Annotated in this window: 19 protein-coding genes; 9 read left to right on the top strand and 10 right to left on the bottom strand. The window is 68.5% G+C overall.

Annotated elements, in window-relative coordinates; translation table 11 throughout:
• Nucleotide 1: 1 nt before the first annotated feature.
• From paaX to paaN, 3 genes are all read right to left on the bottom strand, one after another.
• The gene (gene paaX, locus KF707C_RS15405; protein WP_003450188.1) at nt 2–925 is read right to left on the bottom strand and encodes a phenylacetic acid degradation operon negative regulatory protein PaaX; all 924 of its coding nucleotides are present in this window, start codon (nt 923–925) and stop codon (nt 2–4) included.
• A gap of 91 nt (nt 926–1,016) precedes the next feature.
• Nucleotides 1,017–1,616, bottom strand: coding sequence for a phenylacetic acid degradation protein PaaY (gene paaY, locus KF707C_RS15410; protein ID WP_003450187.1), 600 nt, complete (start codon nt 1,614–1,616; stop codon nt 1,017–1,019).
• A gap of 94 nt (nt 1,617–1,710) precedes the next feature.
• Entirely contained in the window at nt 1,711–3,396 is a 1,686-nt protein-coding gene (paaN, locus tag KF707C_RS15415) for a phenylacetic acid degradation protein PaaN (protein ID WP_003450186.1), read from the bottom strand.
• A 411-nt stretch (nt 3,397–3,807) separates the two neighbouring features.
• On the opposite strand from paaN, the gene paaF reads away from it, so the two are divergent.
• From paaF to paaK, 6 genes are all read left to right on the top strand, one after another.
• Nucleotides 3,808–4,581 (top strand): 2,3-dehydroadipyl-CoA hydratase PaaF, encoded by a 774-nt coding sequence (gene paaF / locus KF707C_RS15420; protein ID WP_003450184.1) that lies wholly within the window; start codon nt 3,808–3,810, stop codon nt 4,579–4,581.
• A 40-nt stretch (nt 4,582–4,621) separates the two neighbouring features.
• A complete protein-coding gene (gene paaG / locus KF707C_RS15425) occupies nt 4,622–5,413 on the top strand; it encodes a 2-(1,2-epoxy-1,2-dihydrophenyl)acetyl-CoA isomerase PaaG (RefSeq protein WP_003450173.1) in 792 nt (263 codons plus the stop codon).
• A 4-nt stretch (nt 5,414–5,417) separates the two neighbouring features.
• Nucleotides 5,418–6,941, top strand: a complete 1,524-nt coding sequence (gene paaH, locus KF707C_RS15430; protein ID WP_096368037.1) for a 3-hydroxyacyl-CoA dehydrogenase PaaH — start codon at nt 5,418–5,420, stop codon at nt 6,939–6,941.
• A complete protein-coding gene (gene paaI / locus KF707C_RS15435; RefSeq protein WP_003448284.1) occupies nt 6,928–7,377 on the top strand; it encodes a hydroxyphenylacetyl-CoA thioesterase PaaI in 450 nt (149 codons plus the stop codon). The genes paaH and paaI overlap by 14 nt, the downstream gene beginning before the upstream one ends.
• Before the next feature lie 7 nt (nt 7,378–7,384).
• Nucleotides 7,385–8,590, top strand: coding sequence for a 3-oxoadipyl-CoA thiolase (gene pcaF / locus KF707C_RS15440; protein ID WP_172424705.1), 1,206 nt, complete (start codon nt 7,385–7,387; stop codon nt 8,588–8,590).
• A gap of 101 nt (nt 8,591–8,691) precedes the next feature.
• The gene (gene paaK / locus KF707C_RS15445; protein ID WP_003448286.1) at nt 8,692–10,005 is read left to right on the top strand and encodes a phenylacetate--CoA ligase PaaK; all 1,314 of its coding nucleotides are present in this window, start codon (nt 8,692–8,694) and stop codon (nt 10,003–10,005) included.
• Nucleotides 10,006–10,070: 65 nt separating this feature from the next.
• Here the strand turns inward: paaK and KF707C_RS15450 are convergent, their stop codons facing one another.
• The 7 genes from KF707C_RS15450 to KF707C_RS15480 all read right to left on the bottom strand — a co-directional run bounded on the left by KF707C_RS15450 (nt 10,071) and on the right by KF707C_RS15480 (nt 18,577).
• Nucleotides 10,071–10,436, bottom strand: a complete 366-nt coding sequence (locus KF707C_RS15450) for a helix-turn-helix domain-containing protein (RefSeq protein ID WP_003448287.1) — start codon at nt 10,434–10,436, stop codon at nt 10,071–10,073.
• A gap of 5 nt (nt 10,437–10,441) precedes the next feature.
• On the bottom strand, nt 10,442–10,720 hold the full coding sequence (locus KF707C_RS15455; RefSeq protein ID WP_051050671.1) for a type II toxin-antitoxin system HigB family toxin: 279 nt from the start codon (nt 10,718–10,720) through the stop codon (nt 10,442–10,444).
• A gap of 314 nt (nt 10,721–11,034) precedes the next feature.
• Nucleotides 11,035–12,105, bottom strand: coding sequence for a type VI secretion system protein TssA (gene tssA / locus KF707C_RS15460; protein ID WP_003448289.1), 1,071 nt, complete (start codon nt 12,103–12,105; stop codon nt 11,035–11,037).
• Nucleotides 12,102–15,923 (bottom strand): type VI secretion system protein, encoded by a 3,822-nt coding sequence (locus KF707C_RS15465; protein WP_003448290.1) that lies wholly within the window; start codon nt 15,921–15,923, stop codon nt 12,102–12,104. The genes tssA and KF707C_RS15465 overlap by 4 nt, the downstream gene beginning before the upstream one ends.
• Nucleotides 15,920–16,690 carry a DotU family type IV/VI secretion system protein gene (locus KF707C_RS15470; protein ID WP_003448291.1) on the bottom strand — a complete coding sequence of 257 codons (771 nt, stop codon included), beginning with the start codon at nt 16,688–16,690 and terminating at the stop codon, nt 15,920–15,922. The genes KF707C_RS15465 and KF707C_RS15470 overlap by 4 nt, the downstream gene beginning before the upstream one ends.
• Before the next feature lie 18 nt (nt 16,691–16,708).
• Nucleotides 16,709–18,043, bottom strand: a complete 1,335-nt coding sequence (gene tssK / locus KF707C_RS15475; protein ID WP_003448292.1) for a type VI secretion system baseplate subunit TssK — start codon at nt 18,041–18,043, stop codon at nt 16,709–16,711.
• Between the two features lie 60 nt (nt 18,044–18,103).
• Nucleotides 18,104–18,577, bottom strand: a complete 474-nt coding sequence (locus KF707C_RS15480) for a hypothetical protein (protein WP_036990904.1) — start codon at nt 18,575–18,577, stop codon at nt 18,104–18,106.
• A 209-nt stretch (nt 18,578–18,786) separates the two neighbouring features.
• Here KF707C_RS15480 and tssB point away from each other — a divergent pair, with 209 nt between their 5' ends.
• The 3 genes from tssB to KF707C_RS15495 all read left to right on the top strand — a co-directional run bounded on the left by tssB (nt 18,787) and on the right by KF707C_RS15495 (nt 21,399).
• Complete coding sequence (gene tssB / locus KF707C_RS15485; protein WP_003448295.1) at nt 18,787–19,335, top strand: type VI secretion system contractile sheath small subunit; 549 nt, start codon at nt 18,787–18,789, stop codon at nt 19,333–19,335.
• Nucleotides 19,336–19,346: 11 nt separating this feature from the next.
• Nucleotides 19,347–20,825: a type VI secretion system contractile sheath large subunit gene (gene tssC / locus KF707C_RS15490; protein WP_003448296.1), complete on the top strand. Its 1,479-nt coding sequence runs from the start codon at nt 19,347–19,349 to the stop codon at nt 20,823–20,825.
• Between the two features lie 76 nt (nt 20,826–20,901).
• Nucleotides 20,902–21,399 (top strand): Hcp family type VI secretion system effector, encoded by a 498-nt coding sequence (locus KF707C_RS15495; protein WP_003448297.1) that lies wholly within the window; start codon nt 20,902–20,904, stop codon nt 21,397–21,399.
• Nucleotides 21,400–21,404: the final 5 nt, after the last annotated feature.

Raw genomic sequence — 21,404 nt, forward strand, 5'->3', positions numbered from 1 at the left:
TCTACCTTAACCCCCCGAAGCGCTGATAGAAACTCTCGCCGGCATCCGGTAACGGACCGTCCGCGGTTTCCAGCGCCGCATTCAGCCACTCTTCGGCCTTGGCCTGGACCAGTCGATAGATGTTGCGGCAGAGCTGGCGCGCCGCGCGGCCCTCCCAGTCCCCCGGCAGCAGTTCGTCGGGCAGCTGGGGATCGCGCAGCAGCAACTTGCGGTATTCGTGGATCAGCAAGGTTCGCGCCAGGAAGCAGTCTTCCGGCTTGAGCTCATCCTGCTCCCGCAGGGCCTGCCAGAGCGGCCGGAACAGCTGGATGAACTCGCTGTAGTGCTCGCCCAGCTCATCGATGTTCCAGCTCTCGCGGACCTGCATGCGCAGCGCCTTGGAGGCGAGCACGTCCTGGGTGCGGGTCTCGAAGATGATGCTGTCCTCCAGGGCGTCCAGCTCCTGCAGCGTCGCGATCACATCCACCCGGTCGCACCTGGGGTTGGCCAGCACCGTCGGGGAAATCGCACCAAAACCTTGCCATTCCAGTTCTTCGCGCACCTGTTTGCGCTTGTCCTGGGGCAGCTGCGAGAGCACCACCAGGCACCAGGCGCCGTCCCAGGCCGGCACGCTGGAGCTGTAGACCCGCTTGAACGCCTTCTCGAACCGGCGCCGGCCGGTACCGGTCAGGCTGTAGTAGCTGCGGCGCCCGACTTTCTCGGCGCTGAGCCAGCCTTCCTTGGTCAGGCGGAAGATCGAGGTGCGGATCAGACGTTCGTTGATGCCCATGGGCTCCAGTAACTGGATCAGGCTCCCCAGCCACACGGTGCCGCCGTGGGGTTCGATGGCGTCGCCGTAGAGGGTGATGATCAGCGAGCTGGCGCGGATGGGCGTCTGCTGCTGGAAGCGGGTGACGAGTTGGTCCAAGGGCGCGAGGGAGGTCATGGGCATTCTGGAAGCGGAAAAGATGCCGAATATACCCGCAGGCACTTCGGCATGACCATCGGCGCCACGTCGCGCTGTGCGAAGACCGCCCTCATTGAGACGAACCGCCCTTGGGCCGCAGGCCGCGATCGGCGATACGCGGCCGCCCGGCCTCCACCTCCGCCAGCGGTTCGCAGGGCCGGAGCCCCGCCAGGCAGCGCTGCGCCAGAAGCTGGTATTCACGGGTACCGGCACGCTTCCAGGCCACTTCCTCATCACTGAGGCTGCGCTTGACCTGGGCCGGCGAGCCCATCACCAGGGACTGCTCGGGGCAGCTGAAGCCGGCCTTGACGAAGGCCGTGGCGGAGACGAAGGAGCGCGCGGCGATCTCGGCGCCATCCATCACCACCGCGTTCATGCCCACCAGCACGTCCTCGCCGATGCGGCAGCCGTGCAGCACGGCACCGTGGCCGATATGGCCGTTGCGCCCGACCAGGGTGTCGCTGTCGGGGAAGCCATGCATCACGCAGGTGTCCTGGATGTTGGCACCCTCCTCCAGGATGATCCGGCCGAAATCGCCGCGCAGGCTGGCCAGGGGCCCGACATAGCAGCCCGGACCGATGATCACATCACCGATCAGGACCGCGCTGGGGTGGACGTAGGCCGTGGGATGGACCACCGGCACCAGGCCGTCGAGGCTGTAGCAGGTCATGGGTTGCTCCTTGGAAGTAGATGCAGGAGCGAACCTGCTTGCGAAAGCCTGGCAGCACGGGCTGCGCCATTCGCGAGCACGCTCGCTCCTACGATCATGCCAGTGCCTGGCGACGGCTCTGGACGGTGACGAAACGTCGGGACACGAACGCCCCGTCGGTAATGGAGGCGTTCGCCGCAGGGTTGCCGCCGCTGGCGTGGAAGTCGCTGAACGCCGCCGACTGGTTGACGAAGACGCCGCCGTCGAAGTTGATCGACAGGGCCACGGCCACCTCCTGGGAGAGCTGCTCGGCGCGGTCCAGCACGGCGTCGTCGGTGGAGTAGACCCCCAGGGTCAGGGCGCCCTTCTCGCCGATCACCTCGCCGGCGAGCCGCAGGCTGTGCGCGCTGTCGTCGGTGGCGACGATGAAGGCGATGGGGCCGAAGCGTTCTTCGGCATAGGCGTGGCGGGCGCTGGCATCCACCTTCAGCAGCAGCGGCGTGTGTACGCGCGCACCGGGGAACTGGGGGTGCTCGCGGGCCTCGCTGTCCAGCAGCACTTCGCCCAGTGCGCGGCAGGCCTGGATACGCTGGGCGGTGGCTTCCGACTGGATGGCGCCCATCACCGCGCAGGCGCGCTCATTGTCGGCGAGGAAGCAGCGGATGGCGCCGGCCAGCCCCTGGGCCACCTCGTCGAAGGACAGGAAGCCGTCCGCCGCGCGAATGCCGCCACGAGGCACGTAGATGGCCTGGGTGGTGGTGCACATCTGGCCGGAATAGAGGCTCAGGGAGAACGCCAGGTTGCGGGCCACGGCCTTGAAATCGCGCACGCTGTCGATGATCACGCTGTTGATCCCGGCTTTCTCGGTGAAGACCTGGGCCTGTCGCGCGTTGGCCTCCAGCCAGTCGCCGAAGGCGCTGGAACCGGTGAAATCCACCAGCTTCACCCGGGGATCCAGCGCCAGTCGCTGGCTCACCGGTGCCTCGGGCGTATCCACCACCAGGCTCACCAGGGCGGGGTCGAAGCCCAGCTCCGCCAGCACCTCCTGGGCCACCCTGACGCTCATCGCCACCGGCAGGATCGCCGCCGGGTGGGCCTTGACCATGACCGGGTTGCCGGTGGCCAGGCTGGCGAACAGGCCCGGATAGGTGTTCCAGGTGGGAAAGGTGGAACAGGCGATCACCAGGGACAGGCCACGGGGAACGATGTGCCAGCGCTTGTCCAGCACCAGCGGTTCCTGCTTGCCCTGGGGCTTGGTCCAGCGGGCTGTTTCCGGCACCTCGGCCATGGCGCGCCAGGCATAGGCCAGCGCTTCCAGGCCCCGGTCCTGGGCGTGGGGCCCGCCCGCCTGGAAGGCCATCATGTAGGCCTGGCCGCTGGTGTGCATCACGGCATGGGCCAGGGTCGGGCTCAGCGCATTGAGGCGCTGGAGCATCTCCAGGCACGCCCCCAGTCGGGCGCGCGGCCCGGCGTCGCGCCAGGCCGGCAGGGCCGCCTGCATGCGCGTCATCAATGCCTCGGCATCGTACTGGTCGTAGCTCACGCCCAGGTCGAAGCCATAGGGCGAGCGTTCGGCACCGACACGGGCGACGGACTCCGGCCCTGCCAGGGCGAAATGCCTGCCCAACAGGCCCTCGAAGGCGGACTGCGCTCCCTTGACCGCCTCCTCCGGGTAGTGCTTGAGACTCTCGGGGAAGGGCGACCAGTAGTCCCGCTCGCCAATGGCCTGGACAGCGCGGTCGAGAAGGCCGCGATGGTGCTCGAACAGTTCGACGGCGGCGGCGTGGGCGTGGTTGGACATGGGGGCAGGCTCCTCAGCGGGCAAGGGTTTGCGGCAACGCAGCGCAAAACGATTCACTTTGTCTTCGATTTTGTATCACATCATTCTGATTCAAGAAAGCGCGATCCAGCGCCTCATACGACGAACGACACAGGCCACCTCAGCCACACCAGGAATTCACGCAATTCTGCAGTAAACCGTGGGTTACGGATCATGGAGCCGTGCCTGTGCAACAGTTACCCGAACAGATCAACCGGACATATAAGACACACAATACTTCTTTTCAGTTGTTGTTCTGTATCGCTTTATGGGTATACTCCGGCCAAAGTCGAGCCGCGAACGAGCCCGCCTCGACACCGGAAGGGCCTCGCCCTGCCCCACCCATAAAAAGCGGCTGGCACCAGGCCGCGCGTGCACCAGAGGACAGTCTCCATGCCTCGTACCCTTGCTGCCCTGCCGCCCGAGCAGGGTGTCCGTCTGATCACCCTGCAGCGCCCCGAAGCGCTCAATGCGCTGAACACCGAACTGCTCGGTGAGCTGGCCGCCGAGCTGGACCTCGCCGAACAGGACGCCGACACCCGCGCGGTAGTGATCACCGGCAGCCGCAAGGCCTTCGCCGCCGGCGCCGACATCAGGGAAATGGCCGAGCGGGACCTCGTCGGCATCCTCAACGACCCGCGCCTGGCCCACTGGCAGCGCATCGCCCGCTTCGGCAAACCCCTCATCGCCGCCGTCAACGGCTTCTGCCTGGGCGGCGGCTGCGAGCTGGCGATGCACGCCGACATCCTCATCGCCGGCGAGGACGCCCGGTTCGGCCAGCCGGAAATCAATCTCGGGATCATGCCCGGCGCCGGCGGCACCCAGCGCCTGCTGCGCGCCGTGGGCAAGTCCCTGGCCATGCAGATGGTGCTCACCGGCGAGGCCATCGACGCCCGCCACGCCCTGCGCGCCGGCCTGGTCAGCGAAGTGACCCAGCCCGAACTCACCGTCGAGCGTGCCATCGCCATCGCCCGCCTCATTGCCCAGAAGGCGCCGCTGGCCGTGCGCCTGGCCAAGGAAGCCTTGCTCAAGGCCGAGGACACCGACCTCGCCAGTGGCCTGCGCTTCGAGCGCCACGCCTTCACCCTGCTGGCGGGCACCCGCGATCGCGACGAAGGCATCCGCGCCTTCCAGGAAAAGCGCCGCCCCGACTTCACCGGCCAGTGACCACTGGCCGCCCTCTCCCGCCCCCTGGAGCGCCCGATACATGACCTTCGAACACATCCTCTTTTCCATCGAGGCGGGTGTCGCCACCCTCAGCCTCAACCGCCCGGAGCAACTGAACAGCTTCAATGCCCAGATGCACGGCGAGGTCCGCGAGGCCCTCAAGCGGGTGCGCCAGGACCCCGAGGTCCGCGTCCTGCTGCTGACCGGCGAAGGCCGAGGCTTCTGCGCCGGCCAGGACCTGGCCGACCGCAACGTGGCCCCCGGCAGCGCCGCACCGGACCTGGGCGAATCCATCGAGCGGTTCTACAACCCGCTGATCCGCGCCCTGCGTGACCTGCCCCTGCCGGTGATCTGCGCCGTCAATGGCGTGGCCGCCGGCGCCGGCGCCAATATCCCCCTGGCCTGCGACCTGGTGCTGGCCGCCCGTTCCGCCAGCTTCATCCAGGCCTTCTGCAAGATCGGCCTGATCCCCGACTCCGGCGGCACCTGGACCCTGCCACGCCTGGTGGGCATGGCCCGTGCCAAGGCGCTGGCCCTGCTGGGCGACCGCCTCAGCGCGGAGCAGGCCCAGCAGTGGGGCCTCATCTACCGCGTGGTGGATGACGCCGACCTGCGCGACGAAGCCCTCAAGCTCGCCCGCCACCTGGCCACCCAGCCCACCTACGGCCTGGCCCTGATCAAGCGCAGCCTGAACGCCAGCCTGAACAACAGCTTCGACGAGCAGCTGGACCTGGAGCGCGACCTGCAGCGCCTGGCCGGCCGCAGCGAGGACTACCGCGAAGGCGTCAGCGCCTTCATGGAAAAACGCACCCCCGCCTTCAAAGGACGCTGAGCCCATGCCCGCCCTGTCCACCACCTCCCTCGTCGCCGTGATCGGCGCCGGCGCCATGGGTGCCGGCATCGCCCAGGTGGCCGCCCAGGCCGGCCATCCGGTCCGGCTCTATGACAACCGCCCGGGCGCCGCCGCCCAGGCCGTGGACGGCATCGACCGCCAGCTCGGCCGCCTGGTGGAAAAAGGCAAGCTGGACGCCGAAGCGCGCGCGGCCATCGTCGCCCGCCTCGAACCGGTGGAAGCCATCGAGGCCCTGGCCGATGCCCGCCTGGTGATCGAGGCCATCGTCGAGAACCTGGACGTCAAGCGCGGCCTGCTGCGCCAGCTGGAAGCGCTGTGCGGCGCCGACTGCATCCTCGCCAGCAACACCTCCTCGCTGTCCATCACCCGCCTGGCCGCCGGCCTCGACCACCCCGGCCGGGTGATCGGCATGCACTTCTTCAACCCGGCGCCGCTGATGGCCCTGGTGGAGATCGTCTCCGGCCTGGCCACCGACCCGGCCCTGGCCGACGACCTGTACGAGACCGCCAAGGCCTGGGGCAAGCAGCCGGTGCACACCCGCTCCACCCCCGGCTTCATCGTCAACCGCGTGGCGCGCCCCTTCTACGCCGAAAGCCTGCGCCTGCTGCAGGAGGGCGCCGCCGACTGCGCCACGCTGGACGCCCTGATGCGCGATGCCGGCGGCTTCCGCATGGGCGCCTTCGAGCTCACCGACCTGATCGGCCACGACGTCAACTACGCCGTCACCCGCTCGGTGTTCGAGGCCTATTACGGCGACTTCCGCTTCCAGCCGTCGCTGATCCAGCAGGAACTGGTGGACGCCGGCCGCCTGGGCCGCAAGAGCGGTCGCGGCTTCTACGACTACGCCGAGGGTGCCCAGCGCCCCGACGCGGTGGCGCTTGCCAGCGACCTGAGGGTCGACAGCTGCGTGATCGAAGGCGATCTCGGCGCGGCCGAGCCCCTGGTGGCGCGCCTGCAGGCGGCCGGCATCGCCGTGACCCGCCGCGACGGCGCCGGCCTGCTGCGGGTGGGCGATGCCGTGCTGGCCCTGTCCGACGGCCGCCTGGCCAGCCAGCGCGCCCGCGAGGACGGCCTCGTCAACCTGGTGCTGCTGGACCTGGCGCTGGACTACGGCAAGGCCGGCCGCCTCGGCATCGCCTGGGCCGCCGGCACCTCCGCCGTCGCCCGCGACCAGGCCGTGGCCCTGCTGCAACACGCGGGAATCACGGTCAGCCCGCTGGCCGACATCCCGGGCCTGGCCGTGCTGCGCACCGTCGCCATGCTGGCCAACGAGGGCGCCGACGCGGTGCTCCAGGGCGTCGGCTCGGCCGGCGACATCGACCTGGCCATGCGCGCCGGGGTGAACTACCCCAAAGGCCCGCTGGCCTGGGCCGATGCCATCGGCCTGCCAGCCGTGCTGCGCACCCTGGACAACCTGCAGGCGGCCTACGGCGAGGCGCGCTACCGCCCGTCCCTGCTGCTACGCCGCCACGTCGCCGAAGGGAGGACCTTCCATGACCAACCATGAAGCCCTGTCCCTCGCCGAAGCCTGCGGCAGCGCCCTGTTCGAGCGTGACGCCGCCAGCCAGGCCATGGGCATGCGCCTGCTTTCCGTGGCGCCAGGCCAGGCACGGGTGGGCATGAGCGTGCGCGCCGACATGGTCCAGGGCCACGGCACCTGCCACGGCGGCTACCTCTTCGCCCTGGCCGACTCGGCCTTCGCCTTCGCCTGCAACAGCTACAACGAGGCCACCGTGGCCATCGGCTGCAGCATCGACTACGTGGCCCCGGCGCGCCTCGGCGACACCCTCACCGCCCAGGCCAGCGAGCAGAGCCGCAGCGGGCGCACCGGCAACTACGACGTGCGCATCGAGAACCAGAACGGGCAGTTGATCGCCCTGTTCCATGGCAAATCCTACAAAGTGCGCGGCACGGTGCTCGCGCAGGAGACCCCTGATGACTGACGCCCAGATGAACGACGCCCTGATCATCGACGCCGTGCGCACCCCCATCGGCCGCTACGCCGGCGCGCTGTCCGGCGTGCGCGCCGACGACCTCGGCGCGGTGCCGATCCGCGCCCTGATGGCGCGCCACCCGGAGCTGGACTGGAGCGCCGTGGACGACGTGATCTACGGCTGCGCCAACCAGGCCGGCGAGGACAACCGCAACGTCGCGCGCATGGCCGCCCTGCTGGCCGGCCTGCCCCAGAGCGTGCCCGGCACCACCCTGAACCGCCTGTGCGGCTCCGGCCTGGACGCCGTGGGCAGCGCCGCCCGCGCCCTGCGCTGCGGCGAGGCCGGGCTGATGATCGCCGGCGGCGTGGAATCCATGTCCCGCGCGCCCTACGTCTTGGGCAAGGCGGAAACCGCCTTCTCCCGCCAGGCGGAGATCTTCGACACCACCATCGGCTGGCGCTTCGTCAACCCGCTGATGCAGGCCGAATTCGGCATCGACTCCATGCCGGAAACCGCCGAGAACGTCGCCGAACGGTTCGGCATTTCCCGCGCCGACCAGGACGCCTTCGCCCTGCGCAGCCAGCAGCGCGCCGCAGCCGCCCAGGCCAACGGGCGCCTGGCGAAGGAAATAGTCCCGGTGGAGATCCCCCAGCGCAAAGGCCCGCCCAAGGTGGTGAGCCAGGACGAACACCCGCGCGGCGACACCACCCTGGAGCAACTGGCCCGGCTGGGTACGCCCTTCCGCCAGGGTGGCTCGGTCACCGCCGGTAACGCCTCGGGCGTCAACGACGGCGCCTGCGCCCTGCTCCTGGCCAGTCCGGCCGCCGCCCGGCGTCACGGCCTCAAGGCCCGCGCCCGGGTGGTGGGCATGGCCACCGCCGGGGTGGAGCCGCGCATCATGGGCATCGGCCCGGTGCCGGCGACCCGCAAGGTGCTGGAACTGACCGGGCTGTCCCTGGCCGACATGGACCTGATCGAACTCAACGAAGCCTTCGCCGCCCAGGGCCTGGCCGTGCTGCGGGAGCTGGGCCTGGCCGACGACGACGCCCGGGTCAACCCCAACGGCGGCGCCATCGCCCTCGGCCATCCGCTGGGCATGAGCGGCGCGCGCCTGGTCACCACGGCGCTCCACGAGCTGGAGGAACGCCAGGGCCGCTACGCCCTCTGCACCATGTGCATCGGCGTGGGCCAGGGCATCGCCCTGATCATCGAAAGGCTCTGAAACGTACCAGCGGATATCGACTCAACCGGTGAGGAGTATCCTGCTCCTCAGCACTCAGGAGCCCTGGCGGGCTCCGGTACAACAATAATTCGAGTGAAACCATGAACATGATTGCCAACACCGCCTTGCTTGACCCGATGGAAACCGCCAGCGTCGACGAACTGCGCCAGCACCAGCTGGAGCGCATGCGCTGGAGCCTGAAGCACGCCTACGACAACGTGCCGCTCTATCGCCGCCGCTTCGATGAAGCCGGCGTGCACCCGGACGACCTGAAGTCCCTGGACGACCTGGCGAAGTTCCCCTTCACCGGCAAGAGCGACCTGCGCGACAACTACCCCTTCGGCATGTTCGCCGTGCCCCAGAGCGAGATCGTGCGCATCCACGCCTCCAGCGGCACCACCGGCAAGCCCACGGTGGTCGGCTACACCCAGAACGACATCGATACCTGGGCCAACGTCGTGGCCCGCTCCATCCGTGCCGCCGGCGGCCGCAAGGGTGACAAGGTGCATGTGTCCTACGGCTACGGCCTCTTCACCGGTGGCCTGGGCGCCCACTATGGCGCCGAGCGCCTGGGCTGCACCGTGATCCCCATGTCCGGCGGCCAGACCGAGAAGCAGGTCCAGCTGATCCGCGACTTCCAGCCCGACATCATCATGGTCACCCCTTCCTACATGCTGAACCTGGCGGACGAGATCGAGCGCCAGGGCATCGACCCGCACAAGCTGGCATTGCGCCTGGGCATCTTCGGCGCCGAGCCCTGGACGGCGGAGCTGCGCCGGGCCATCGAGGAACGCATGGGCATCACCGCCCTGGATATCTACGGCCTCTCGGAAATCATGGGCCCGGGCGTCGCCATGGAGTGTGCCGAGACCAAGGACGGCCCGACCCTCTGGGAAGACCACTTCTACCCGGAGATCATCGACCCGGTGACCGGCAAGGTGCTGCCGGACGGCGAGTACGGCGAGCTGGTGTTCACCTCCCTGTCCAAGGAGGCGCTGCCGATGATCCGCTACCGCACCCGCGACCTCACCCGCCTGCTGCCCGGCACCGCCCGCCCGATGCGGCGCATGGACAAGATCACCGGCCGCAGCGACGACATGCTGATCATCCGGGGCGTCAACGTGTTCCCGACGCAGATCGAGGAGCAGGTCCTGAAGGTTCGCCAGCTGTCCGAGAACTACGAGATCCACCTGTTCCGCAACGGCAACCTGGACAGCATCGAGGTGCATGTCGAGCTCAAGCACGAACACGAAAGCCTGGGCGAAGCCCAGCAGCAGGCGCTGTGCAACGAGCTGTCGAAGCACATCAAGACCTACATCGGCATCAGCTCGCGCATCGTCCTGCGCCCCAGCTATTCGCTGAAGCGCTCCGAAGGCAAGGCCTGCCACGTCTACGACAACCGCAACAAGGCCTGAAAAGGCGAAAGGCATGAGCCCCGCTCAGGCGGGGCTCATGCTTGTGGTGGCGGTATGGACGCGCTTCAGGACGGGGGCCTGATCAGGCTTTCAGCGGGAATCCCGAACATCTCATGCAGCCTCCAGATCATCGGCAGGGTCAGGGAGCGCTTGCCGTTGAGCACCTCGTAGACCCGGTTGGGGCGCCCGATCGCCGGAACCAGGTCCGCGACCGTCAGTCCCGACTGTTCCATGCGGAACTTGATGGCATCCACGGGGTTCGGGAGGTCAGTAGGGAAATGGCGATCCTCATACGCCTCGATGAGCGTCAGCATTATTTCGAAGTAATCACCCTCGGGCGTGCCAGGCTCCGGCTCGTCATCGAACAGCGCCGACACCTGGGCAAGGGCCGCACGGTAGTCTTCCTCGGTGCGAATCGGACGAATGTTCATGGTCGTTACTCCATTTCAACGGTGTCGGCATCGATCGCATCGTAATGCGCATGAGTGCCGACGAACTTTATGTAGAGCGCACCGAACCGGTAAGCGACGGCAACGACCAGCCGGTAGTCACTGCCTTTGATGTTGAACACGACCCGGCGGCTCTTGAGAATGCTCGCATTGCGATATTGGGCCTTGATATCGGCAGGACTGGACCACGTCGCCTTCCTGGCTTCGTCGAGCCACGAATAAGTGAGGTACTCAATGATCACCGCAACGGCCTCATCTGGCGACATCCGGGCGGAGTCGAGCCGCGAGGACACCTCGCCCCAGGCCTCATAGTCATGCTGCCGCACCGAGTCCCAGGACGGAGGAAACAGGCCGGGGATATCGTCGATTTCCCTGCACCTGGCAGGCCACTGAAGACAATGAGCATTTCCGTTTCCCCGGGCCTCGACTCGCCCCGTGCGTGAACTGGCCTGGCATCCCTGCCGCCTTCCCGACGGGTTTTCCAGATTCTTCTCCCGGCCAGGCCCCATGTGGACGGTGCCCTCTCCCTTCCGGAGAGGGATGCCGGCAGCGGCGGGGTCGCCGGAAACCTTTCGCGAACCTACTTCAACACCCCCAGCAACTTCCACAGACGACGGGCCTCGGCGTCGGCGCTGATCAGTTCGTCCAGGAGGTCACCCAGGGGCTGGTTGCCCCACTCCACCGCCCGGCGAATCACGTAAGGCACCGGGCTGTGGGGCTCGGTGCGAGCCAGGTAGTCGGCGATCCTCGCCAGTTGGCGATAGGCCTCCTCACGGCTGGCGGGTGGCGCGTCCATCGGGATCGCCGGCTGATCCGCCGTCGGCTCGCGGGTCACCTCGGGAATGGGCGCGGACAGGGCGGGACTCTCGGGGGACATGGGCATCTGCTCCTGCATGCATGCTCGAATGGCCTCCAGCGGCCGGCGCAAGGGGGTGAAGCTGGGGGCATCATCGGCGAGCCAGTCGCCGCACCAGGCTTCCAGCCGGGCCAACCCGGCCAGACTGGCGTCCATCTCCCGCGCAAGGTCAGCGAAGACACTGGCGGGCAGTCGCCCCAGTAGGTCGTTCAGCCGGCGCTGCTCCTGCCGAGCCGCCTCGGCGCTGGCCTTGTCGACCTTGCTGTCGCTGGCCTGCACCTGACGCTGTCGAAGCTGCTGCAGATCCAGGAGGGTGAACTGGGCGAACCCTTCCGCCTGCTCGCCGAACAAGGGGATGCGGGTCAGCAGCAGTTCGCCGTAGCGCCGCACCAACCACTCGAAAGGCGGCAAGCGCCAGGACCGATCCCCCTCCTGAGGCTGCGGATGCAGGTCGTCCGGGTAGCCTTCGCAGAGGCCGGCCAGCAACCCCAGGGCGGGCGCCGCACCGGCGAGGCCGAGGCGCATCAGCCAGGCCTCGCCCAGCCAGGCCGCCAGCATCAGGTCCTTGCTGCGGCTGCAGAGCAGTTGGCTGGCCAGGTCCTCGACGCCAGCCCAGTTGCCCTGCTTGAGTTCCGCCTGCCAGACGCCGGCGGGCAGCGTAGGGTCATCCTCCCGGCGCAGCTCTCGCAACCGGTCCAGCACCGGGTCGTGACGCAGGCTCGGCCCACAGGGTTCGTTGTCGGAAATGGGGGCCAGCAGCGCATCGAGACTGCAAGTGGTGTGCTGCCAGCTCATGGAGTCACCTGGGTACTGACGACGGATCGGGAAATGGGATCGGCAAAGGGCGAGCGTGGCGCCTTCACCGGCAGGGGCTGGATCGACAGCGGCAGCTTGCCGCCCTGGGTCATCAGGGACAGACGCACGAACATGCGCGCCTGGAGGTTGCCGTCCGGAGCGCCGCGCACTGGCACCTGCAGGGTCAAGGGGAAGTCGGTGTAGTCCCGGCTCGGCTGCCGCTGCAGCACCACATGGGACCGCATCAGGCGCAGCAGGGCCCAGGGCCCCCGGTACTCCCAACCCGCCTCCAGATCGGCCACCGCCATGCCGGGTTGCAGGGGGTCGATGTCGGGACGCTGGCCACCGTCCTTGGCCCAGCGCAGCAGCAGCTGCACCGGCTCACCCAGGTTCCAGTGCAGTCGCCGGGCGTCGCCCGGGAAGCCGATCTGCCGGTCGCCGGCGTGCAGGCCCCAGGCAATCACCTGGTCCGCGCCGCGCTCATCCTCGCGGTCGGTGCGCCAGCGCACATCCAGTTCCAGGCCCACGGCGCCGGAGGGGTCGCGCTGGAACAGCGGGCCGAGCCAGGTGCGCGCCTGCTTGAGCCGCGCGAGGAAGTCCTCGGCCGCCGGGCGGTCCGCCGGTTGGCTCCACTTGAGGCCGTCCTCGGCCTGGGCGAGGCGACTGTCGATGAGGTCCACCAGGTGCTGGACCCGTGCGGGGTCGGCGTCGGCGGCCTGGAGGCTGTAGGCGAAGGGAAAACGGTCCGCCAGGTACTGGTTGAAGTAGTCGGCCAGCTCGCTCCAGGCTTCGGACGCGCGCTGCCGCTGCAACTGGTTGCAGCGCTGGGCGGCCTGCTCCTGGAGACCACGGGCCCGCCGTGCCAGGTCCCCGACGCCGCCGGGCAGGGTCGCGGTGGTCAACACCTGGTTGCAGGATTCCAGGTCCATCTCGACGAAGTCGCGGCTGACCAGTTGCTCGAACAGCGCGGGTGAGCTGGTGGGGTTCTGCGCCTTGTACTGGGTCATCTCGCTGCTGATGGCGACCAGGCGGCTGACCCGGTCCTGGTCCGCCATGCCCAGCCCGCGCTGCTCCTGCAACCAGGCCAGGGCCGGCGCGGCGCCTTCGGAAGCCTGCTGCATGGCACCGAACTGCTGGCCGAGGCTGGCCTTGAGATCCTGCACATCGCTGGCGCGGAACAGCCGCAGCCCCAGCTCACGGCTGCCGTCCCACTGGCTGATGTCGTAGCGCTGGGTGAACACCGGCATGGCGTCGATGCCCGCCAGAGCCCGCGTCACATCCTGCAGCGCCATGTCGTCCAGGCGCGAGCGCAGGGAATCAGCGAGGTCGGCGCGGCCCAGGTCCTGCAAGGCGTGCAAGACCTGGCTCGCCTGGTCGGCCGAGAGGTCGAAGGTCCGGGTGGCGGTGCCGGGGCTTCCCCGGGATGTTCCCTCGAGACTGGCCCAGATGGCCCCCGAGGCCGCCTCTTCGGCTGCCTTGAGCATGCCTTCGCGGTAGTCCGGGGGGATCTGGGCCAGCTCCTGGCCGACGAAGGCCTTGTAGCTGTCGACATAACCCAATGCCCTGGTCAGGGCGCCGGCGTCCGGGTAGCCCAGGGCCCGCGTGTCGGCTTCGGCGACACCCCGGCGCAGGGCCACCACGACGAAGTCGCGCTTGAGCAGCCCCTTGATCGCCCGGGACAGGGCGCTGACATGCTCCTGCAACGCGAGGGTGCCACCGGGCTGCCGCTGCAGCAGGTTGGAGCGGCTTCCGGCGGCGGCGATCCACTGGCCGTGGAAATCACGGCGCAGGCGACTGGCTTCGCTGTTCAGGCGCTGCTCCACCTCCGACCCCAGCAGGCCGCTCTGCCGGACCCGCTCCAGCAGGTCGCGGTAGCCGGGTACCAGCTCCTCGCCGTTGCTGTGGCTCCAGCTGGAGTTGGTGAGGGCGAGCAACCCTTCCAGGTCATCCACCTGGCCGTTGATCTCTTCCAGCTCCGCCAGGGAGTTGCCCTGCCCCGCCTGGAGGGTATCCAGGTGCGACTTCAGGTAGCCGGCGGGCCGCACGAAATTGTCGGCAAGGAAATACTGGGTCAGCCAGCTCTTCATCAGCGACTGGAACTGCTCGCTCAGCACCTGGCGCCGTGCCTGCAGGTCCAGGGGGCGCAGTCCTGCCGTGCCCAACCCGGCCAGCACGCGGTCGTAATAGGCCCGACGGCGCAGGGTGGAGATGTTCAGCTCCAGGCCAAGGGCGCTGCCGCCCAGTTGCGCGAGCGGCTCGAGCACGCCCTTGTCGCCTTTGAGCGCTTCCGAGAACCAGCGGTTCTGCTGCTCCAGCGCGGCGATGCCATAGGCCAGGTCACGTGCCTTGACATAGTTGGGCCAGTCCTCCGGCACCTCCCCCACCACCGCGGTACGCCGGTCCGTGGGGCGAATCGCCAGGAGGCGATCGAGCTCGACCTGCTGCGTCCGCGCCAGAGGCTGCATGGCCTCGCGGCGGGTCGTGGCACGCAGGACCTCGTCCATCCGCGCGTCGAGGGGCGAGAACCAGGACGTGGGAAACACCAGCGATGCGTAATGCCAACGCGGCGCATCCCGCAGGAGGTTCCAGAAGCCCTGCAGATTTCGCCGGGCCGCTTCCTGGCTGCGGCCGGGGTCCTTCGGTTGCAGGTGTCCAGCCTGGGTGACCTGGAGCACCCGCGTCAGCTCACGGGCATCCCGCCGCCCGTCCTCCCAGACCCACACCATGGCCACCAGCCAGATCAGCCCCACCGCCGCGGCGGTGCCGGCCTCCATCCGTTGCCAGCGCTGGCGCAGCCTGAGGATTCGCGGCACCGCCTGGGCCAGCCCCTGCTCGGCAAGGAAGCGCTGCTGCCAGAGCGCGGCGGAAAAGACCCCGCGCACCGTCGGCAGGTCCCGGGAAGACTGCTCCCAGGCCTCCAGGGGCTCCCCCAGGGCCTGCGCCGCGCTGAGATAGACGCCCCGCAGGCGCGGCGCCTCACCCTGGGCATTGCCCTGGAACACCGGCTCCAGCAGCGCGCGCAGGTTGCCCCGCAGGCCATCCAACTGGTCCGGCAGCCGGTAGAGATCTTCCCCCAGTTCCCCCTTTAGCGCGCCGATCTCGAGGATCGCCGCCTGCACCGACTGGATCACCTGGTCCAGGCCGTCATCCAGCCAGTAGCCCTGCCAGCCGGCATCCGCCCCGTGGGGCGACGACCAGCCGAGGGCCCGGTCTCGCGCTTCTTCCGGCAGCGCCGCCGCCAGTTCCTGGAACCCGGGCATCTCCTCCAGCCCGGTTACCAGCACATGCACGGGCAGACTCAGGCCCAGGCGTTGCAGCAGCTCGCCGAATCGACGCCTCAGGGTGATGGCGTCCGCGACCAGTTGGGCGTCATCCAGCAGCCGCGCAAGGGGAATGATCCAGATCACGCCATCCAGGGGCCGCTGCCCCCGCAAGCGCAGGAGCATGCCCAGCAGGTGCCGCCAGGCGAACGCCGGCACCCTGGCGCCGTCCTCGGGCAGGAAAAGTCCCTGGGGCACCGCCAGCAGGGCGCCATCGGGATCGGCCCACCAGCGACCGAACCAGGCGCCGCGCCCGACCGGCGCCAGTTTCCAGTCCTGGCACAGCTGGGCGCCTTCGCGGGTATCGCCCACCAGCAGCAGCCAGGGCATGTGATAGCGATCCTGGCTGCCCTGCTCATGCTCCATCCTGCGAACCGCGCTGTAGAAACTGCGGATCGCGGCCCCGGACTGGGTCCTCAGCCACCAGAAGGCGCCAGCGAGGACCAGGAGGGACAGCACGGCCAGCAGGATCACCAGGGCAATGGCCAGACCGCTCATTCCGGCCGCTCCCCGTCTTCATGGCCCTGGGCCAGATGCAGCACGGGCTCCAGCTCCGACTGGATGTCGCTCCAGAACCAGTGGCCGGCGCCACTGAGCACCAGGGTCGCCGCCAGGATCACCAGGCCCAGCCGAAAGCCGTCGGGAAGGGCACGCCGCAGCGGTCGCCGCAAAGGCGCCGTGCGAGTCGGTCGCGCCAGGCTCTGCAAGGTGCCGGCGGCCGTGGGCTCACGCTGCCAGGCGAAGCTGAACAAGGCCTGCCGCCAGCGTTCGTGCAGCGCCTGCCCGCGCGCTCCGCGCAACTGGCCACGGAAGCCCAGCACCAGGCATTGCAGGTAGACGTTCGCCAGGTCCCGGGTGGCCGGCGCGCGCTCCTTCAGCAGGCTGCGGATCGCCACGGGCACACGCTCGCCGGCGTTGCGCGAACCGTAGAGGCGCATTTCCAGCGGGCGCTCCTGCCAGGACGGCTGTCCACGCCAATGGCTGAACACCAGGGTCTCGTCCAGCAGGGCGACGAAGGCGTAGACCATCGCCTTGACCTGGCCCGCCGCCGGCTCACCGACGCTGGCGAAGGCGCTGCGCCACAGGCGACGGACGATGCGCGTGGCGGCTTCGGCGGCCCGTTCTACCAACTGGCCATCCGCGTCGTCGGCGTCTTCGAGCGCTTCCCAGGCCTCCCGCCATTCCAGCCAGGCCTGGCGAAAGGCAAGGCTCAGGGGCGCCTCGCCAAACTCCGGAGGATAGAGGGCCATCGTCCTTTCGGGCATATGCGCGTCCTTGGCTGGTCAGGCGAATTCGTGGGCGTTGGTGACGAACAGGATGACCTGCCAGGGCCCCGCTGGCGCCGCCTGCCCGGGCACCGCGAGGCAAAGCTTCTGCTCGGGATCGAACCACTCCCCGGCGGCCTGGACCACGAACAGCCGGGTATCTTCACCGACGCCGTAGGCCACCTGCTCCATGCGGCTCATGGCCTGCTGGGACAAGCCGCTCATGCGCTGCCTGGCCAGGGTGGCCAGGTGGCCCTGGGACGCGATGATGGCCTGGCCGAGCCACTGGCTGGCGGCCTGCTCGCCGGCCCCGGCGGGCATGCGCAATCCGATCACCAACCGCTGACGAGGGGACTGGGTGTCGGGCAGCTGGATGGCGAAGCCCTGGTCGGTCCGTTCGAACGCCAGGCTGCGATAACCCACCCGCACCCGGCCGAGGGCGTCGCCCAGCCAGTCCAGCACCTCGTCGAATCCGCGCTTGAGCTCCAGGTAATCCAGGGGCGCGAAGGCCGGCACCCCGGCCACCGGGTCCAGCGCGCACCAGCTGCCGGCCATTCCGGCCAGCAGGCCATGGAGGCGATCGGGCGAGGCCGCGCGGCTGTTCAGCGCCGATTCCACCTCGGGCAGCCGGGCCCAGAGCGCGCCGAGCTGCCGACGGATCTCCACCATGTCGTCGTGATTGCCGGACTGCTCCGCCTGGCGCAGGCGCCCGGCGAGGAACAGGCACTTCTCCCGGGCCCGGGCGCAGATCGACGCCACCGCGCGACCCAACACCGACTCGGGGAAAATCAGGGACGTCGGCGCCACGTAGGACTGCCGAACGTAACCGCCCCCTTCCTTGGCGATGCGCAGCAGCGGCAGGCAGACCGAGTCGGCCCGTCCGCCATCGGTCACCAGGCGCGCCGCCGGCCGCCAGACCAGGATGGGCTCGGGGTGCTCGCCGCTGGCCAGGTCCGGCACCGCATCGCCGACCGCGGACTGCAGGCGCCCACGCAACGGCAGCACCTGGCCGGCACGACCAAGGGGGTTCAGGGCGAGGTAGACGGTGACGCTGGCGGCGGCGGACTGGGCGATGGCGGCGCTGACATCCAGCTCGAGCGTCGCGCCACTTCCCGGCTGCAGGCTGACCGGCAGGCCATCGGGCAGGATCGCTTCCAGGGCCAGTATCCGCACCAGCCCCGCGCTGAGGGCGGCGGGGTCGAGATCGAGGTGGTCGAGCCCCCAGAACCAGGGGTTGCCGGCCTTGGCGAGTCGGGCGGCGAGGACCTCCGCCCGCAGACCCTGGAGCTGGAAATGCTGGGGCAGCAACTGCATCCCCTCGTGCCAGCACACCGCGTCAGGCAGAACCTTCATACCACTCCCCTTCGACTTCCTGGATTGTCGCAAGCCCGACTGCTGAACGAGGGGCCCTCCTCAGCGCCCGCTGTCGTTCAGCACGCGCATTTCCCTGCTGTCGAACCTGAGCCAGGCCCGACGTTGCTCATCCAGCCGCAGCCGATGGGCACCGGGTGTGTTATAGCCGGCGAAGACCAAAAGTCCAGCCGCCTGGTCGCCGGAAAGGGGGAACTCCCGGGCCTCCATGAACTGCCCCGGTACCAGCTCCAGGCTCCAGACCGAAAACTGCTGGCGGTAGTCGCGCCGGTACTGCTCGCGGTCGTTGAACCACTGCTGCGCGGTGATGCCGGAAAGCACCTCGAGCAGCGCCGGATCGCGCACTGCGATGAAGTCCACGGCGATGGGCATGTCGTCGTTGGCGCGCTGGGCGACGTCCAGGGTCAGGCTGTCGAGCGCCACCCTCGGTGGGAACAGATGGGTGCAGCCGCCCAGGAGGAAAACGACGGCCAGAGAGAGGGTTTTCGTGCGGTGAGCCAAGCGTCCCTGCTTCATGGAAATGCATCCCTGATTCGCGTTTGCAAATTTATAAACCTGTTCTAGCGTGACTGGGTAGTCCGTCAACCGCGACGGACTCGTGGGATCGCCTAAGGACAGGTGTGCGAGCAGTTCCCGCCCTGTCGTGCCGCGATTCAGCAAGGGAGTGCGATGACAGGACCCGTCCGACGCATTGCGCTCTGAGCACTGCATCGGAGCCCACCAACATGGCAGAAAGCACGCAGCACAAACTGGACCGGGTGCGCCCGCCCCGCGTCCAGATCACCTACGACGTCGAAATCGGCGACGCCATCGAGAAGAAGGAACTGCCGCTCGTGGTCGGCATCCTCGCCGACCTGTCGGGCAAGCCCGACCAACCGCTGCCCAAGCTAGGCGAACGTCGCTTCACCGAGATCGACCGCGACAACTTCAACCAGGTCCTGGCCTCCATCGCCCCCCGCGCCACCCTGCAGGTGGACAACACCATCAGCGGCGACGGCAGCAAGCTGAACGTCGAACTGCGCTTCAAGGACATGGACGACTTCGATCCGGTCAGCATCGTCAAGCAGATCACCCCGCTGCGCCGCCTGTTCGAGGCCCGCCAGCGCCTGCGCGACCTGCTCACCAAGCTGGATGGCAACGACGACCTCGACAAGCTGCTGCAGGACGTGGTGAGCAACACCGAAGGCCTGCAGGAAATCAAGTCCGCCCGCCCCGAAGCCGAGCCCGCCGCCCCCGCGGCCGAAGGCGACGCACCGGCCGAACCCCAGGCCTGAGGAGAGCCCACATGGCAACCGAATCCGCCACCAGCAGCGAGAGCACCACGCAGACCCTGACCCTGCTCGACCGCATCATCGCCGAAGGCCGCATGGCCCACGACGACAGCCAGCAGGACTACGCCCGCGACATGCTCGCGGAGTTCGCCACCCAGGTGCTCGACGAAGGCATGGCCATCGACAAGGACACCGTGGCCATGATCAACGACCGCATCGGCCAGATCGACAGGCTGATCAGCGACCAGCTCAACCAGGTCCTGCACCACCCGGAGCTGCAGAAGCTGGAAGCCTCCTGGCGTGGCCTGCACCTGCTGGTGCAGAACACCGAGACCAGCAGCCGACTGAAGCTGCGGCTGCTCAACGTCACCCAGAAGGAGCTCCAGAACGACCTGGAGAAGGCGGTGGAGTTCGACCAGAGCGCCCTGTTCAAGAAGATCTACGAGGAGGAATACGGCACCTTCGGCGGCCACCCCTTCAGCCTGCTGGTGGGCGATTACAGCTTCGGCCGCCATCCCCAGGACGTGGCCCTGCTGGAGAAGCTCTCCAACGTCGCCGCCGCCGCCCACGCCCCCTTCATCGCCGCCGCCAGCCCCCGCCTGTTCGACATGGACAGCTACACCGAGCTGGCGGTCCCCCGCGACCTGGCCAAGGTCTTCGAGAGCCAGGAGCTGATCAAGTGGCGCAGCTTCCGCGAGAGCGAAGACTCCCGCTACGTCTCCCTCGTGCTGCCGCGCTTCCTGCTGCGCCTGCCCTACGGCCCAGACACCCTGCCGGTGGAAGGCATGAACTACATCGAGGACGTGAACGGCACCGACCACGCCAAGTACCTCTGGGGCAACGCCGCCTGGGCCCTGGCTCAGCGCATCACCGGCGCCTTCGCCCGCTACGGCTGGTGCGCGGCCATCCGGGGCGCCGAGGGTGGCGGCGCGGTGGAGGGCCTGCCCGCGCACACCTTCCGCACCAGCTCCGGGGACCTGTCGCTGAAGTGCCCCACCGAAGTGGCCATCACCGACCGCCGCGAGAAGGAACTCAACGAGCTCGGCTTCATCGCCCTGTGCCACAAGAAGAACAGCGACCTCGCGGTGTTCTTCGGGGGCCAGACCACCAACAAGGCGAGGCTCTACAACACCAACGAAGCCAACGCCAACGCGCGCATCTCCGCGATGCTCCCCTACGTGCTGGCGGCCTCGCGCTTCGCCCACTACCTGAAGGTGATCATGCGCGACAAGGTGGGCAGCTTCATGACCCGCGACAACGTGCAGACCTACCTCAACAACTGGATCGCGGACTACGTGCTGATCAACGACAACGCGCCCCAGGAGATCAAGGCCCAGTACCCGCTGCGCGAGGCGCGGGTGGACGTCAGCGAGGTGGCCGGCAAGCCCGGCGCCTACCGCGCGACGGTGTTCCTGCGCCCGCACTTCCAGCTGGAGGAGCTGACCGCCTCGATCCGCCTGGTGGCCAGCCTGCCACCGCCGGTAGCGGCCTGACCCACCCCGCCCGCCGGAGCGACCGGCGGGCGGATCGCCTCATTCCACGCCTTTCCCGACTCAGGAGTTCCACCCGATGGATGCCATCATTCTCGACCTCGGCGACGACATCAAAGGCGACAGCCTGCTCGAGGGCTATTCCGACAAGATCGAGCTGATGTCCTACAGCCACAACGTGGCGATGCAGGTCACCAACGACGTCAGCAACTCCGAACGCACATCCGGCCGCCCCCATATCGGCGAATTCACCGTCACCAAATTCATCGACACCTCCACCCCGTCGCTGAACGAGTACTGCTGCGCCGGCAAGCCCATCACCACCGCGAAGATCACCATTGGCCGCAACGCCGCCGAGGGCGACGGCAAGATCCTCCCCTTCATCGTCTACACCCTGGACAACGTGGTGCTGTCCAACGTCAGCGTCAGCGGCGGGGCCGGCGGCAAGCCGGTGGAGACCCTGTCGCTGAACTTCACCAAGATCAAATGGGAGCTCACCGCCCAGAAGGACGACGGCACCAAGGAGGGCACGGCGGCCTCCACCTGGGACCTGGCCGCCAACAAGGTGGTCAAGTAGGGACG

Source organism: Pseudomonas furukawaii, assembly GCF_002355475.1.
In the GTDB taxonomy this organism is placed as follows: Bacteria; Pseudomonadota; Gammaproteobacteria; order Pseudomonadales; family Pseudomonadaceae; genus Metapseudomonas; species Metapseudomonas furukawaii.